This window comes from Dyadobacter sp. CY356 (assembly GCF_021440195.1).
GTDB lineage: Bacteria > Bacteroidota > Bacteroidia > Cytophagales > Spirosomataceae > Dyadobacter.
This window is the reverse complement of the sequence record NZ_JAJTSZ010000002.1, coordinates 578,515-593,332: the sequence shown is the minus strand read 5'-3', so window position 1 is coordinate 593,332 and position 14,818 is coordinate 578,515. Positions and strand designations below refer to the sequence as shown.

Here is a 14,818-nt window from a genome sequence, read left to right as displayed (position 1 = left end):
AAATGAATTACGCAATGGACAAAATTCTATTGCTTCCATTGCGTAATCCTATTGTGCCCATTGCGGTTAAAAAAAATTACCCGTGAAAAACCCTTTCAGAAATACCTGTCATAGCCGGACGATTATAACTGCCGAAACGTTCACAAAATGCCTGTTCCAGATTTTCGCGATGGTTTGGGTGAGCAATACTGATCAGTGCCCTAGCACGTTGTTTAAGGCTTTTTCCAAACAAATCTACAATTCCGAATTCCGTCACAACCCAATGAATATGGCCTCTGGTTGTTACCACACCTGCGCCTTCTTTCAAAAATGGAACAATTCTGGAAGCTCCGGATGACGTTATGGAAGGTAATGCTATAATCGGTTTGCCACCTTCTGAAAGCGATGCGCCATGAATGAAATCCATTTGTCCGCCAATGCCGGAGTATTGATAGGTACCCAAAGAATCGGCGCAAACCTGTCCTGTTAAATCCAGTTCCAGTGCCGAATTAATGGCAGTAACTTTTTGATTCTGACGGATAATGCTCGTGTCATTCACATAACCAATGTCCATGACCCGGATAGCCGGATTGTCATTTACAAAATCATACAATTTTTTTGTGCCAACCATAAATGACGTTACTGATTTTCCTCTGTTCAGTTTTTTGCGACTGTTATCAATAATCCCGCTTTCAATCAGAGGAATTACCCCGTCAGACAACATTTCGGTATGCAACCCCAGATTTTTGAGATGGTTCAGATTTTTCAAAACCTGGTCAGGAATCGCACCGATACCAACCTGCAACGTGGCCCCGTCTTCGATAAGCGATGCAATATTTTTTCCGATTTCCACTGTTGCATTTTTCGCATTCAAAGAGTAATCTACTTCGGGCAATAATGATTCGTGCCAAACCAGATTGTTGATTTTACTGATATGCACAAATCCGTCGCCATGCGTTCTGGGCATATTTGGATTGACCTGGGCAACAATATATTTGGCCGTGTCCACCACCGCTCTTGCAATATCGACAGACGTGCCGAGTGAGCAAAAACCATGTGCATCCGGCGGAGAAACCTGAATTAAGGCCACATCAACCGGCAGTTTCCCATTTTTGATTAACTGTGGAATTTGACTTAAAAAGATCGGCACATAATCTCCATAATCACTATTGACTACGGAACGCGTGTTCGCTGACACAAAAAGTGAATTAAAAAAGAAGCTGTTGTGGTGAACCGGATTGTTGAAATCCACATCTCCCAACGTTGTGATACTAATAAATTCAACATTTTTTAACTCCCAGTGACGTTTTTGCAAAGCCTCCACAAGATGCACCGGTGTTGCGGCACTTCCATGAATAAAAACCCTGTTTCCTGATTTAATATGTTTAACCGCTTCTTCTGCTGAAACGTATGTTGGCATGCTCATAGCTCGTGATTTTATATCGTTTTTCAAAGTTTTCTGAATCGAACAGCGATTTTGAAATCCATTTTTATGATGTAAAATTCACCTATTTGAGTCCGGCAGGAAATGACTGAAGTTGGGTTAAAACATGACCGTAATCAGTTTATGATCAGCGTCGTAAAGAAATAATCCGGTGCGAATATTTCTATATTACTGACAAACAGAATATTAGATTTAAGTAATTTTTGGTTACATTTTTGGACATAATTGTCGTCAGTGCAACAACGTCTTATTTTTATGAGTACTGACTGGCAAAGACATGATGAAATTGTTAATATTTCCGTTGCACGATTTTTGTACAACTTTTTGAAGTATAAAACACTTTCGGAAATACTTTTAAATTTTGTTGGCACATCCCGAAATAAAATAGCAGACATATGATTATTCAATTTTGCGGTTTATCAGGCGTTGGTAAGACAACCCTTGCAGAAAATACGAAGACGCGGTTACTTGAAAATGGTATTCGGGCCGAGATCATTGACGGAGATGTTTACCGTAGTAAACTTTGCAAAGATCTTGGTTTTACAAAAGCCGACAGACAGGAAAATATCAAAAGACTGGGATTTATTGCGAGCCGTTTTTCAGCCCAGGGAATTGTCGCCATTATGAGCGTAATCAATCCTTACGAGGAAACCAGAGCCGAATTGGTCCGGGAATATCCGAATGTGAAAACCATTTTTCTGGATTGTCCCATTGAAGTTTTGTATCAGCGCGATACCAAAGGTTTATACAAAAGAACACTACTTGCTGACGATGATCCGCAAAAAATAAGAAATCTTACAGGAATCAACGATATGTTTGAAAGGCCTGGACATCCGGATCTTTATATAAATACATCAGAAAAAACGATCGTAGAAAGTGTAAGAGACTTGACTGATCTGATCATGAAACATATCACTTGTCAGAATTCCCAAACCAGGAAAACCAACCCATCTTTTCTCAAATCTTTAACCTATGCAAAATAAAACGCTGATTATTGCCGGAATGCACCGGTCTGGTACATCATTGACAACGCAGTGGTTATATCGTTGCGGTTTAAATGTGGGTGAAAATCTTTTGGGTGCAGGAATTGGCAATGACGACGGGCATTATGAGGACATAGATTTTTATGAAGCGCAAAAGCAGATTTTAAGAAATAAGAATATCGAGGATTCTGGTTTTACTGAAACACCGGTGCCTGGCTTGGTGCTTGAAGAAAAGGAGTTTTTGCAAAATATTATTTCAAAGAAAAACAGCTCATTTAAAGAATGGGGATGGAAAGATCCACGGACTTGTCTGTTTCTGAGGGATTATGAAGACTTGCTGCCGGAGGCTTATTATCTGGTGGTTTTCAGGGATTGGAAATCGACTGTGAGTTCATTAATAAGTCGCACATATAAAGTGATATATCCGGTTGATGACATTGTTATAAAGGGTTTATTCAAAAAATACCGAAAGAGGCTTGAAGTTCAGAAGCGAATTGAGGAATTGTGTGAAGAGCGGGCAACTAATTTTTTGAAAATCTGGATTTTATACAACAAGGAGATTCTAAAATCGATGTCCCGGTTATCAAAAGACAATTATACCGTCGTCAATTTCGGGGCACTGTTGCAGTCAGATAAAGATGTGTTTAAGATGCTGACCGAGCACTGGAATTTCGATTTGAATTATGTCTGTTTTAAGGAAATTTACAAACCAAAGCTGATTAGTAAGGAAATTAATACGAGCCGTTTTATTGACAAAGCCCTGATTGCAGAAGCAGAAAAGATTGAAAATATTTTACAAAAGAAAACCACGGCATAATCGTGGTTTTCTTTTGTAAAATGCACTTTAAATTTCTTTGTATAATATCATTCCGGCATGGTACAAAATGCCATCTTTGAAATCTCCATCGGCCGTAAAACCGGTGTCGTCCTTATAATCGATATGATTTCCAGTGATTTTGTAATTTCCCTGGTATGCACTTTTTCGGTTTCTACGTGCTTCGTCGTATCGGTTACCGGGTAATAATTCATGGCGGATGTGGCCGTCTTTTGTGACCCACATGCCCAAATAAAATTCCTTATTTTCCATCAAATAATGATTTGGTTTGATAGTTAGAAAATCGATAAACTCAGGAATCGAAATCTGTCGAAACCGTTAAAGATTTGTATTTTTCGAGATTGCTGGTTATGATTTCAATTTTGCCATTGGCCATTTCATAAGCGTCTTTTCCAAGGAAAAGGTGAACCGGCGGTTTTTCTTCCGATGCGATTTTTATTAAAACAGCGACCGCTTTTTCAGGATCGCCCGGCTGATTTCCAGCGATTTCTTTTTCGTGCGCTTCAATGGATGCACGGGAAGTTGCATAATCCTGAATCGAATTTTTTGGAGCAGCCATTGAATCACTTGATAAAAAGTCCGTACGGAAATAACCAGGATACACAACTGTTGCAGAAATGCCTAATTCCTGAACTTCCGATGCAAGGCCTTCTGTAAAACCTGCCACTGCGAACTTTGTGGAACAATAAATTCCTACGCCAGGAAAATCGGCCCTGAAACCTCCAACAGATGCTATATTGAATATTTTTCCAGAACGCTTTTCCCGCATGTAAGGCAGTGTCTGACGAATTACATTAAGTGAACCAAAAACATTAATATCGAAATTCTGACGGGTTTCTTCGTCACTTAATTCCTCTAACGCGCCAAATAATCCGTAACCGGCGTTATTTACCAATACGTCAATTGATCCAAATTTTTCTATTGTTTTTGAAACTGCATCCTTCACACTTTGCTCGTTGGTAATGGTGACTTCGAGCGGAAGAAAACTTTCTGACTCTTCTGATCCAACAGCTTTGTTAAGTGAGTTTACCGTTCTGGATGTTGCTGCAACATTGTAGCCGGCTGATAATAATTGTTTTACAAGTGAAAGTCCAAGACCTTTTGAGGCGCCTGTAACAAACCATACTTTTTTATTTTCCATTTGTTTCGATGTTTTAATTTGATGAAACAAAGGTAATTGGGCAAATCAAGGCTGACATTGCAGGCACCAAACCAATAATTACGAAATTCAAACAATTGGTAATTATTCGTTTGTTTGAAATGAATAATTGAATTTGCACACAGGCAAAACGATAAATTTTATACAAAGTCACCATTATTAATATTTCAAAAGTTTTAACAAAAAATTGCCAGTCAGATAATTCTAACTGGCAATTTTAGATTGGCTTATGATCTTTTATATCGAGCGAAAAGCGGTTGGCGTGGTTTCTGTCTGTTTTTTGAAGAAATTATTGAAATGCGCAGCTTCTTCGAATCCAAGGCAATAACTAATTTCTGAAATGTTCCAGTTCGAATGTTTTAGTAAGGCTTTCGCTTCGTTGGTTATTCTTTCTGCGATATGATGCGATGTAGTTTTTCCGGTCGTGGCTTTTAAAGCCCGGTTCAAATGATTGACATGAACCGAAAGTTTTTCAGCATAATCCTGGGCAGAACGCATGGTGAAGCGCTGTGATGGAGATTCGATAGGGAACTGTCTTTCCAATAATTCGGCAAAAATGGACGTAATTCTTGTGTTGGCATCAGCATGTTGGTACAGCATTTCGGTTGGCTCCATTTTTAAAGCATAATGAATCAGCTCCGTTACATAATTACGGATCAGATCATATTTGAACCGGTAATCCGAATCCAGTTCCGTTCTCATTTTCTCAAATATTTGCGATACATGGACATCCTGTTCTGGTGTTAGCGAGTAGGAAGGTTTGTTGCCTGGCGTGAACATCGGAAGATCACCAATGCCGCCTCTCATTTTTTCTGTAAAAAAGAATTCCTTGAAAATGCAGAAATGACCTGTAATATCTTTGGTAAGATTATCGGATAATAGTGTATATGGTATTTGTGGATTAAAAAAGATCAGGGTGCTGCCCTCAATTTCTACACTTTTATCGGCATAGTGATAAACATTTTTTCCTCTGACCAGACTAATCTTGTAGAAATCCCGACGGCTATATTTCACGGGGTGACTAATGCAATCTTCAAGACGGAAAACATTAAAATGGCCTAGTTCCTGTTGCAGGTTTTCGGGCAGGTAATTGAATTTCCCCCGGTAAAATTCTTCAATCGATTCAGTGTTTGCTATCATGGCGGAAATGGAAGTAATTGCCAAATTTTAGATTGAAATATATTTTCAATTTTATTGATACAAAAGTAAAAGCAAGCGTGGTAAACAAATTACTAAAAACAAACAGAAGATTGCGAAATTCAAACAATTTAGTCATGTTGTGGCAAATTCATCCTCAATACTTTTCCGTTTGTTTACCTTTGCGGTATGGAATATTTTAAAAAGCTGCTTGATTTATTAAAAATAGAAAGGGAGGAAGATCGTCAATCTTATCTTAAACTTACTGAATCAACATCCGTTTCTGAGCGCAGGGCAAATGGACTTGCCTGGTATCCGATTGCAATTCGCGGGCAGGAAATGAGCCGGGGTGATTATGTTACGGTTGAAGTGGAGCGGACAACGCATCAGGACATTTCTCACCAGCTGAGATTTGGAATGCCGGCAGTTTTGTTTTCCAATCATGATCCCAAAAAAGATAAAGTTGAAGGGACGATAACCCATCAAAACGGCAACCGGCTTAAAATCACACTTCGTACAGACGAATTACCGGATTGGTCCCGTGACGGGAAACTGGGTATCGATTTACTTTTCGACGATAACAGTTATGATGAAATGCAAAATGCGCTTAAAACCGCATCTGCCATTGATGAAAAATCGGATGAAGGACGACTGGTGAAAATCCTTACCGGAGAAAAAGAACCAACTTTTAATACAGAAATTCCACCTTATACTTTCCCAAAATTAAATTCGTCCCAGCAAGCTGCGGTGAATAAGATTTTGTCAGCAAATGAGCTGGCCGTGGTGCATGGACCACCCGGTACCGGCAAAACAACGACATTGGTTGAGGCGATAAAAGCGCTTATTAAACGGGAAAAAAAGCAGATTCTGGTTGTTGCGCCCAGTAATACTGCCGTTGATCTTTTGAGCGAAAAACTTTCCGACCAGGGTTTAAATGTGCTTCGTGTGGGCAATCCGGCAAGGGTTTCTGAACGACTTATGTCCCTGACGCTGGATAGCAAAATGTCTGCGCATCCGGGTATGAAAGAAATGAAAACGCTAAAAAAACAAGCGAATGAGTATAAAAACATGGCTCATAAATACAAGCGAAGTTTTGGGAAAGCGGAACGTGACCAGCGCAAAGCACTATTTGACGAAGCGCACAGGATCATGAAGGATGTTGGCAAATCCGAGCAGTATATTATTGATGATCTGGTAGCAAAAGCGCAGGTAATTACGGCGACACTTGTCGGATCAAATCATTACACGGTTCGTAATTTGAAATACAATACTGTTGTCATTGATGAAGCCGGACAGGCTTTGGAGCCGGCCTGCTGGCTACCGATTTTAAAAGCACAGAAAGTTATTCTGGCTGGTGATCATTGCCAGCTTTCGCCAACCCTTAAATCAAACGAAGCTGCTAAAAAAGGTTTGGCAACCACTTTGCTCGAAAAATGCGTGGCCTTACATCCAGAATCTGTGACACTTTTGGAAGAACAGTACCGTATGAATGAGCAGATTATGGGTTATTCTTCAAAAATATTTTATCATGAAAAACTGAAAGCCAGTATTGCTGTGGCGCATCATGTATTATTTCCGGAAGCAGCTCCGCTGGCTTTTATTGATACGGCTGGTTGTGGTTTTGATGAAAAACTGGAAGGAACAAGCTCAACAAATCCGGAAGAGGCGGCCTTTGTATTCAAACATCTTGGCCAGCTTGTTGCAGAAATTGTGTCCAAGACGGGAGCAGATGGGAAGTTGCTGTATACCGCCGAAAACTTTCCATCCATCGCTGTTATCTCACCGTACAAACAGCAAATTTATATTTTGAAAGAACAATTGCTCCATAGCCCTGAACTTCAAAAATATGGAGATAAGATTTCTGTCAATACCATTGATAGTTTTCAGGGGCAGGAGCGGGATGTTGTTTATATCAGTATGACCAGAAGTAATGCGGAAGGCGAAATAGGATTTCTTTCAGACATCCGGAGAATGAATGTGGCTATGACCCGCGCCAGAAAAAAACTGGTTGTCATCGGAGATAGCGCAACGTTATCTTCACTTCCTTTTTACGCAGATTTCATAACCTATGCAGAAAAGCTGGACGCATATCAGAGTGCCTGGGAATTTGCTGATTTATAACGCAGCAAGTTCTTTGTTTAGAAGTTAGTGCATGTAAGAAACATTCGAAAGCCTTAACCCTAAATCGAATTCATATAGCCTCGGGACACCGGTAGCCAGATTAACATCTGAAATCCTGGTTTCGCTTATTTTTTCAAGATACATCATCAGAGCGCGCAAACTATTTCCGTGCGCTACAATAATAATGTTTTTGTTTACTCTCAGTTTAGGCTCTATTTCTTTGATATAATACGGCACAACACGATCGTAAGTATCTTTCAGACTTTCTCCGTTTGGAGGTATTACGTCGTAACTTCTTCTCCATGTCTGTACTTGTGCTGCACCATATTTTTTGGTCATTTCAAGTTTATCAAGGCCTTGCAAATCTCCGTAACTCCGTTCGTTGAATGCAGCTGTTTTTGTAACAGGCATTGTAGTTTTGTCAATTTCCTGAAGTATAATATTGAGTGTATGAATAGCTCTGACCAAAACCGAAGTATAAGCTTCGTCAAGAGGATATTTTTTAATGAGTCTGCCGGCATTTCTGGCTTCCATTTCACCGGTCGAAGTTAGTTCAACGTCGGTGCTGCCCGTAAATCTGTTTTGTAAATTATAGACGGACTGGCCGTGTCTGACGATTATTAAATCCGGCATAAACTATTTTTAAGGTTACAGAAGTCATTTATAAAGTATTCACATTAAAACCTTTTTCGAATTAATGAAACGCCCTATGTAAATGTAACGCAAAAGGCCGACTTCCATATTTCCGGCTTGATGTTTGTTTTCTTTTTTAATCAGATTTAAATAATGAAAAATATGTTCGCCCGAAATGATCAGGCGAACCTGAATTTTACGCATCAGCAATGGTCATAACAACCCGTCCATCTATTTTACCCGCTTTCATTTTGTCAAAAACCGAATTGATATCTTCCAGTCTGGCCGTATGCACGGTGGCTTTCACTTTGCCATCAAGAGCAAATTCAACAGCTTCCTGAAGATCTTTCCGGGTACCAACGATTGAACCTCTTACCGTATACCGGTTTAAAACTGTTTCAAAAATCGGCAAATCAAAACTTCCCGGAGGCAATCCGTTCAAAGCAATTGTTCCTTTTTTTCGCAGCACCGAAATTCCCTGTTTGAACGCGACAGGAGAGACGGCTGTAACCAAAACTCCATGCATACCACCGGTTTCTTTTTTCAGAAACTCGCCGGGATCCTGTTCCAAAGCATTGACTGTCAGGTCAGCGCCCAGCTCTTTTGCCAGATCCAGTTTGTCTTTACTGATATCAATTGCAGCTACATGCATACCCATTGCTTTGGCATATTGCACTGCCAGATGCCCCAGGCCGCCAATGCCGGAAATCGCAACCCATTCACCAGCCTTGGTCTCTGTTTCTTTCAAACCTTTGTAGACCGTAACACCCGCGCAAAGAATCGGTGCCATCTCAATCATATTTGTATTCGAAGGCAAATGTGCCACATATCTTGCATCGGCGATCACGTATTCGGCATAACTTCCATCCACACTGTATCCGCCGTTTTGCTGGGTATCGCATAAAGTTTCCCAACCGGTAATACAATATTCACAGCAGCCGCAGGCACTATAAAGCCAGGGAACACCCACAATATCACCTTCTCTAACCTGACTGACATCCGGCCCGAGTGCCACAACATATCCAATTCCTTCATGTCCGGGAATAAGCGGCATTTTTGGTTTTACCGGCCAGTCGCCTTCGGTGGCGTGTAAATCCGTATGACAGACACCGCTGGCAATTACTTTAACCAAAATCTGATTTCTTCCGGGTTCTTTTACCGGCATTTCTTCAATTTGGAGCGGTTTTCCAAATTCACGGACAACGGCGGCTTTCATTTTCTTTGGCAACATAACGCAAAAATTTAAGGATTTTTTACATATTGAATTGTAAAGTTCGGGTTCCTTAAACCTTCTTCTTATGACCAGCGTCATTTGTGGTTATGACCTTGTTTTGCATATTCTTCTGCCTTGGAACAAAAGTTGTATGTTTTCAGAATAACAGGATTTCGAAGAAATCAATCATTGTAATTAAAAATTGAAGCTATTATATGATCAAAACATTTGCTGATAAGTCCGACTATCCTTTTGAGTGGCTGGACGTAACTGATCCGGATAAGGATGAATTAGATGAAATTGCAAAGAAGTACAATTTACACGAATCGTCTGTAAATGACTGTTTACAGCCAGATCATCTTCCTAAATACGAAATTGTTGGTACGGAGGGCGATGTATTCGTCATTTTACGTTTGCACACCAGTGAGGTTGCAAACCAGGCCGATACTGTCAGGGAACTGACGGATAAGGTTGCCATTTTTATGAAGGAAGAACGGATAATTACAATTCATAAAAAACCGTGGCCTGAGTCTGAAAAGATCAAAGATGAATACATGAAGTCAGATAATTGTAAATCAGCGCACCATATCTTAAACGAAATTGTAAAAACCGGACTGGCAACGTTTGATAGTCAGGCGTCACATCTGAACAGGGAAATTGAATTTTTTGAGACAAATATGTTTTTGAAAAACAGAAAACGGTCTCTTTTGGAAGGGTTATATTATTTGAAAAGAAAAGTGGACGTTACGAGACGGATATTGATTTTGACAAATGAAATCGTAGATAAAATCGATAACGAGCCAGGAAATACATACACGCGCGACACACGTGATCTTTACGTAAAGCTGCATAACATTTATGATACGCTTTTTGAAAATACAAACCATTTATTGACCATTTATTTTTCGCTGTCTTCTCAGCGTACCAATGAAATTATCCGCGTCCTGACCATTTTTTCGGTCTTTTTTATGCCCCTGACTTTTATCGTGGGAATTTATGGAATGAACTTCGAATTTATGCCGGAACTTAAAATGAGATTTGGGTATCCGGGTGTGATGATCCTGATGGGGGTTGTCACAGGGTGTATTTATTATTGGTTCAAAAAGCGGGAATGGTTGTAAGAATGGTAGTTTGAATACAATCAATTTATGTCGTTTATATTTGTTGAACTATTCAAAAACAGGCGAAAATTGTAAATTTGGAAAAGTTAAATCATATTTGATTTTCCAGTAAGTAAAATATCCTGATCCTTAAAAATATTCTTTAAACATGCCATTTTCTACGCTACGCGCGGCGAGAGCCGTACTAAGTTTAAGTTTTTTTCTTGTCATTTTGTTTCCCGTTTTTGCTCAGAAAACTAGACCGAAATTTAAAGTAATTGCTTTTTACACAGGTAAAAATGATCAGGCGCATATCAGCTATATGCATGAAGCGAATAAATTCTTCCCGCAAATCGCCTCAAAATATAATTTCACCTACGACTCCACGACAGATTGGAGCAAACTGAACGCGGAATTTCTTTCCAAATATCAGATAGTACTTTTTCTGGATACCCGCCCGGAAAAGCATGAACAAAGAGCCGCATTTCAGAAGTACATGGAAAACGGAGGAGCGTGGATGGGTTTTCATTTCGCTGCCTTTGCTCTGACACCTTCGGCCTTTAACCAGGATTGGGATTGGTATCATGAAAAGTTCTTGGGGTCTGGTCAATATGCGAGCAATACCTGGCGGCCCACCTCTGCTGTTTTACGGGTTGAGGACAAAAAACATCCGGCCACAAAAAATCTCCCGGCCACCTTTAAATCTTCTCCAAATGAATGGTATCGCTGGGAAAATGACCTTCGTAAAAATCCGGATATTAAAATACTGGTTTCAATAGATTCGACCAGTTTTCCGCTGGGAACCGGTCCAAAACCGCATGAAATATGGCACAGTGGTTATTATCCTGTTGTCTGGACAAATAAAAATTACAAAATGATTTACCTGAATATGGGACATAATGATATTGATTATGAAAACAAAACGAATAAAACATTGTCTTACACCTTCGCAAATAAAATACAGAATCAGTTGATTATTGATGGCCTTTTATGGCTGGGTTCAGGTAAAAAGTAATATTATGCGGAAGTACAGAATTGCAACAAATTTCATAGTTTCATTTGTAGAAAATATCAGGCTATGAAACTATTACTCATAGAAGACGAAAAAGCACTTGCCACGAGTATCCAGAATTATTTTCAGCGTGAAAATTTCATTTGTGAATGGGCTCCGGATTACGAATCGGCAATTGAAAAAATAAATATATACAAGTACGATTGCGTACTGGTGGATATCATGCTGCCAGACGGAGATGGTTTAAATGCGGTTAAAGAATTAAAAAAGAAAAATCCGGAAACCGGGATCATCATTATTTCTGCCAAGAACTCCCTGGATGACAGAATTGAAGGTTTGAATCTAGGTTCCGATGACTATTTGACCAAACCATTTCACTTATCCGAACTTAATGCACGAGTTCAGGCTGTGATTCGGCGCAGAAGTTTTCAGGGAAATCAGCAAATCCGTTTTGGGAAGATAACAATAGAACCGCAGGAACATTTTGTATCGGTGGAAGGCCAGGAAATTATCCTGACAAGAAAGGAATATGACCTGCTTATTTATTTGATTGCCAATAAAAATCGTGTTTTGACCAAAGAATCCATCGCTGAACATTTGTGGGGCGATGATGCGGATTTGATGGACAATTTTGATTTCATCTATACCCACATTAAAAATCTCAGAAAAAAATTGATGGACAAAGGCTGTCCGGATTATCTGAGATCGATTTACGGGGTAGGATATAAGTTCAGTGAACAATGAGATTATTACTCCGGATCCTTCGCTATCAGCTGGTAACATCGATGACCGTTCTCTTTTTGGGAGCCGGACTCTTTTATGTTTCTGTGAAGTATCTGATTGACAGGGAGGCAAATAAGGAATTGGCTCAAAGCCAGGTTAAAGTGCGTTGGCAACTGAGGCATCTGGACACGTTACCCGTTTATATTCTACAACTTGGCGATAGTTTGCAGCTTCAACCGGTTGCTTATCCTGGAAGAACTTTCATGAGGGAGATTTCCATGTTGAATCTTGCTGAAAATGAATATCAGCCATATCGCCAACTGGTTTTTTATGAAAGATATCTGGGGCAATGGTACAGGATTACAATCAGTAAAATGCTTTTGCAGAGACAGCGATTACTGGAAACGGTTGTGATGACGATTACTTTTATTGTCGCCTTGTTACTGGTTTCTCTTTTGTTATTAAATAGCTGGTTATCAGAACGTTTGTGGAAGCCGTTTTACAATACATTGGGCAAGCTGGACGAATACCAGATTCAACAGCATGAAACTCTGCAATTTAAGAAAGAGGAAACGCTGGAATTTGATCAGCTCAACCAGGCTGTTACACAGCTTACTGAAAGAATAGCAACGGCATATCAAAATCTAAAAGAATTTACCGAAAATGCATCGCATGAAATACAAACGCCTCTGGCAGTGATCCTTTCAAAAATTGAAGGATTGTTCCAGGATGAAACTTTAACTGAATCACAACTTGTTATATTATCGGGCGTAAGTGAAGCAGCCAATCGTTTGGGGCGTTTGAATCAGGCATTATTATTGCTAACAAAGATTGAGAACAGGCAGTTTTTGGCTGGAACAGAGCCGGTTAATCTGGTGCCGATTATCAACGGAAAGTTGGAGGACCTTGAAGATTTGGTCCTTAAACGTGAAATTAGTGTTGAAACAGACCTTGAACCCATAGGGATAATAATTCATCCCGCGCTGGCCGAAATTCTTGTTAATAATTTATTGACAAATGCGATTCGCCATAACGTTGAAAAGGGAAAGATTATTATTACCTTACGTGAAAGATTTTTATCTGTGAAAAATACAGGAAAAATTATGAATTTGAACCCGGAGCAGCTATTTGAACGTTTTAGAAAAGAAAGCACATTATCTGCATCACTGGGACTAGGTCTTGCTCTTGTTAAAACAATTTGCGAGGTGAACGGACAGAACTTAAAATATGATATAGACAACGAATGGCATACTTTGACCGTAAGTTGGTAATATAAAGATTTTTCATGGCTAATAAAAAGAGAAAGGGGGAGGTTTATGACCTTCCTTTTTTTATGTTTTATGCTGATTATGAATATTTTAATCAAATAAGAGTTAAGGGGAAATTGAGGTTTTTTTATTGACTTTTAAAATTGTAAATTTTGGCTCATTATCAATAAACGACCAAAGCTATGAGTAACGATTTGAAAGAATTTAAAGAAGATGGCATGGTATATCAGCAATCTTCTAAATCGGTTAACACAAGGTCCCGGAAATCCGTAACAACTTACACGGGACCCTTTTTACAGGAATTGGATATAAATAACGAATCGGTTACAGATAAAAATCTCATGTTTTCTCAAACCAGGAATCAAAATACCGGGCATTGGATTAAAAGAAATGAGTTTACGGGAGAATTGACATCTGGTAATGGAACCAGGCCTTTCGTAGGAATTCCGGTTAGAAGAAAATTTAAAGCTGTGCCAAATCCATCTATCACACCAGACACTGCTGAAATGGCTGAAAAAGCAGTTTTGGCTATTTTAAACAGGGCATTGAAAAAATAAAGTGCCGGTGAATATTACACGAGAAAGGATCCATAAGGAACCGGTATTTGAGGAGAGTGTCTTCATTAATTGCCCATTTGATACGCAATTTAAAAAAATCTTTCACGCTATTATTTTCACAATTCACGCCTGTGACTTTACACCCCGATGTGCATTGGAGTTTGCTGGTGATCAGAATCGATTACAAAAAATAACTGACCTCATAAAAGATTGTCAATTCGGTATACATGATGTTTCCCATAAGGATGGCAGATTAAATATGCCGCTTGAACTAGGCTTATTTATTGGCTGCCAAAAGTATGGTACAGGAAAACAGAAAAAAAAGAGCTATCTTATTTTGGAAGGAAATAAATATTCGTCCAAAGTGTATCTTTCAGATTTAGCAGGCCAGGATCCAATGGCGCATGAATTTAAGGTCATATCAGTAATCGGCTGTGTACGAGATTGGCTTACGTCGAAATCTAACCAGCCGGATCAGATTGCTCACCTTCCATTTATTATGTCAAAATATCGACAATTTCAACAACAACTTCCTCACTTGTGCGCTTACAATAACTGGTCAGTGAAGCAATTGCTGTTTCCTGAATATTCCAGTTTGGCGTCTTCCTTCATCTATATCAATTTTTAATCTGAGATAAATTTAAAACTTCAGAA

At 39.4% G+C, this 14,818-nt stretch carries 15 protein-coding genes; 9 read left to right on the top strand and 6 right to left on the bottom strand.

The window, feature by feature from the left end:
* Positions 1-76: 76 nt before the first annotated feature.
* Positions 77-1,399: an acetyl-CoA hydrolase/transferase family protein gene (locus tag LXL81_RS08825; protein ID WP_234646989.1), complete on the bottom strand. Its 1,323-nt coding sequence runs from the start codon at positions 1,397-1,399 to the stop codon at positions 77-79.
* A 419-nt stretch (positions 1,400-1,818) separates the two neighbouring features.
* Between LXL81_RS08825 and cysC the strand changes: the two genes are divergently transcribed.
* Both cysC and LXL81_RS08815 read left to right on the top strand, forming a co-directional pair.
* Positions 1,819-2,406, top strand: coding sequence for an adenylyl-sulfate kinase (gene cysC / locus LXL81_RS08820; RefSeq protein ID WP_234646364.1), 588 nt, complete (start codon positions 1,819-1,821; stop codon positions 2,404-2,406).
* Positions 2,396-3,223: a hypothetical protein gene (locus LXL81_RS08815; protein WP_234646363.1), complete on the top strand. Its 828-nt coding sequence runs from the start codon at positions 2,396-2,398 to the stop codon at positions 3,221-3,223. Before cysC ends, LXL81_RS08815 begins: the two co-directional genes overlap by 11 nt.
* 27 nt (positions 3,224-3,250) lie before the next feature.
* Here LXL81_RS08815 and LXL81_RS08810 read toward each other — a convergent pair whose 3' ends face one another.
* The 3 genes from LXL81_RS08810 to LXL81_RS08800 form a co-directional block, all read right to left on the bottom strand.
* Positions 3,251-3,493, bottom strand: a complete 243-nt coding sequence (locus LXL81_RS08810) for an Atu4866 domain-containing protein (RefSeq protein WP_234646362.1) — start codon at positions 3,491-3,493, stop codon at positions 3,251-3,253.
* Between the two features lie 40 nt (positions 3,494-3,533).
* A complete protein-coding gene (locus tag LXL81_RS08805) occupies positions 3,534-4,382 on the bottom strand; it encodes an oxidoreductase (protein WP_234646361.1) in 849 nt (282 codons plus the stop codon).
* 255 nt (positions 4,383-4,637) lie between these two features.
* The gene (locus tag LXL81_RS08800; protein WP_255713673.1) at positions 4,638-5,540 is read right to left on the bottom strand and encodes a helix-turn-helix transcriptional regulator; all 903 of its coding nucleotides are present in this window, start codon (positions 5,538-5,540) and stop codon (positions 4,638-4,640) included.
* 186 nt (positions 5,541-5,726) lie between these two features.
* Here LXL81_RS08800 and LXL81_RS08795 point away from each other — a divergent pair, with 186 nt between their 5' ends.
* Positions 5,727-7,658: an AAA domain-containing protein gene (locus LXL81_RS08795; protein ID WP_234646360.1), complete on the top strand. Its 1,932-nt coding sequence runs from the start codon at positions 5,727-5,729 to the stop codon at positions 7,656-7,658.
* A gap of 24 nt (positions 7,659-7,682) precedes the next feature.
* Here the strand turns inward: LXL81_RS08795 and LXL81_RS08790 are convergent, their stop codons facing one another.
* Entirely contained in the window at positions 7,683-8,291 is a 609-nt protein-coding gene (locus LXL81_RS08790) for a 2,3-diphosphoglycerate-dependent phosphoglycerate mutase (RefSeq protein WP_234646359.1), read from the bottom strand.
* Between the two features lie 196 nt (positions 8,292-8,487).
* Positions 8,488-9,522 carry an alcohol dehydrogenase AdhP gene (gene adhP / locus LXL81_RS08785; RefSeq protein ID WP_234646358.1) on the bottom strand — a complete coding sequence of 345 codons (1,035 nt, stop codon included), beginning with the start codon at positions 9,520-9,522 and terminating at the stop codon, positions 8,488-8,490.
* 197 nt (positions 9,523-9,719) lie between these two features.
* Here adhP and LXL81_RS08780 point away from each other — a divergent pair, with 197 nt between their 5' ends.
* The 6 genes from LXL81_RS08780 (at position 9,720) to LXL81_RS08755 (ending at position 14,792) form a co-directional block, all read left to right on the top strand.
* The gene (locus tag LXL81_RS08780) at positions 9,720-10,625 is read left to right on the top strand and encodes a CorA family divalent cation transporter (RefSeq protein ID WP_234646357.1); all 906 of its coding nucleotides are present in this window, start codon (positions 9,720-9,722) and stop codon (positions 10,623-10,625) included.
* Between the two features lie 148 nt (positions 10,626-10,773).
* Positions 10,774-11,619 (top strand): ThuA domain-containing protein, encoded by an 846-nt coding sequence (locus LXL81_RS08775; RefSeq protein ID WP_234646356.1) that lies wholly within the window; start codon positions 10,774-10,776, stop codon positions 11,617-11,619.
* A 63-nt stretch (positions 11,620-11,682) separates the two neighbouring features.
* The gene (locus LXL81_RS08770) at positions 11,683-12,360 is read left to right on the top strand and encodes a response regulator transcription factor (protein ID WP_234646355.1); all 678 of its coding nucleotides are present in this window, start codon (positions 11,683-11,685) and stop codon (positions 12,358-12,360) included.
* A complete protein-coding gene (locus LXL81_RS08765; protein ID WP_234646354.1) occupies positions 12,357-13,610 on the top strand; it encodes a HAMP domain-containing sensor histidine kinase in 1,254 nt (417 codons plus the stop codon). Before LXL81_RS08770 ends, LXL81_RS08765 begins: the two co-directional genes overlap by 4 nt.
* Before the next feature lie 179 nt (positions 13,611-13,789).
* The gene (locus LXL81_RS08760; RefSeq protein WP_234646353.1) at positions 13,790-14,164 is read left to right on the top strand and encodes a hypothetical protein; all 375 of its coding nucleotides are present in this window, start codon (positions 13,790-13,792) and stop codon (positions 14,162-14,164) included.
* Positions 14,165-14,171: 7 nt separating this feature from the next.
* Complete coding sequence (locus LXL81_RS08755) at positions 14,172-14,792, top strand: hypothetical protein (protein WP_234646352.1); 621 nt, start codon at positions 14,172-14,174, stop codon at positions 14,790-14,792.
* Positions 14,793-14,818 lie beyond the last annotated feature (26 nt).

What these genes read in the sequence shown, in the direction of transcription:
- LXL81_RS08825 (WP_234646989.1), bottom strand. Translation starts at nt 1,399, where the DNA reads ATGCCAACATACGTTTCAGCAGAAGAAGCGGTTAAACATATTAAATCA.
- cysC (WP_234646364.1), top strand. Translation starts at nt 1,819, where the DNA reads ATGATTATTCAATTTTGCGGTTTATCAGGCGTTGGTAAGACAACCCTT.
- LXL81_RS08815 (WP_234646363.1), top strand. Translation starts at nt 2,396, where the DNA reads ATGCAAAATAAAACGCTGATTATTGCCGGAATGCACCGGTCTGGTACA.
- LXL81_RS08810 (WP_234646362.1), bottom strand. Translation starts at nt 3,493, where the DNA reads ATGGAAAATAAGGAATTTTATTTGGGCATGTGGGTCACAAAAGACGGC.
- LXL81_RS08805 (WP_234646361.1), bottom strand. Translation starts at nt 4,382, where the DNA reads ATGGAAAATAAAAAAGTATGGTTTGTTACAGGCGCCTCAAAAGGTCTT.
- LXL81_RS08800 (WP_255713673.1), bottom strand. Translation starts at nt 5,540, where the DNA reads ATGATAGCAAACACTGAATCGATTGAAGAATTTTACCGGGGGAAATTC.
- LXL81_RS08795 (WP_234646360.1), top strand. Translation starts at nt 5,727, where the DNA reads ATGGAATATTTTAAAAAGCTGCTTGATTTATTAAAAATAGAAAGGGAG.
- LXL81_RS08790 (WP_234646359.1), bottom strand. Translation starts at nt 8,291, where the DNA reads ATGCCGGATTTAATAATCGTCAGACACGGCCAGTCCGTCTATAATTTA.
- adhP (WP_234646358.1), bottom strand. Translation starts at nt 9,522, where the DNA reads ATGTTGCCAAAGAAAATGAAAGCCGCCGTTGTCCGTGAATTTGGAAAA.
- LXL81_RS08780 (WP_234646357.1), top strand. Translation starts at nt 9,720, where the DNA reads ATGATCAAAACATTTGCTGATAAGTCCGACTATCCTTTTGAGTGGCTG.
- LXL81_RS08775 (WP_234646356.1), top strand. Translation starts at nt 10,774, where the DNA reads ATGCCATTTTCTACGCTACGCGCGGCGAGAGCCGTACTAAGTTTAAGT.
- LXL81_RS08770 (WP_234646355.1), top strand. Translation starts at nt 11,683, where the DNA reads ATGAAACTATTACTCATAGAAGACGAAAAAGCACTTGCCACGAGTATC.
- LXL81_RS08765 (WP_234646354.1), top strand. Translation starts at nt 12,357, where the DNA reads ATGAGATTATTACTCCGGATCCTTCGCTATCAGCTGGTAACATCGATG.
- LXL81_RS08760 (WP_234646353.1), top strand. Translation starts at nt 13,790, where the DNA reads ATGAGTAACGATTTGAAAGAATTTAAAGAAGATGGCATGGTATATCAG.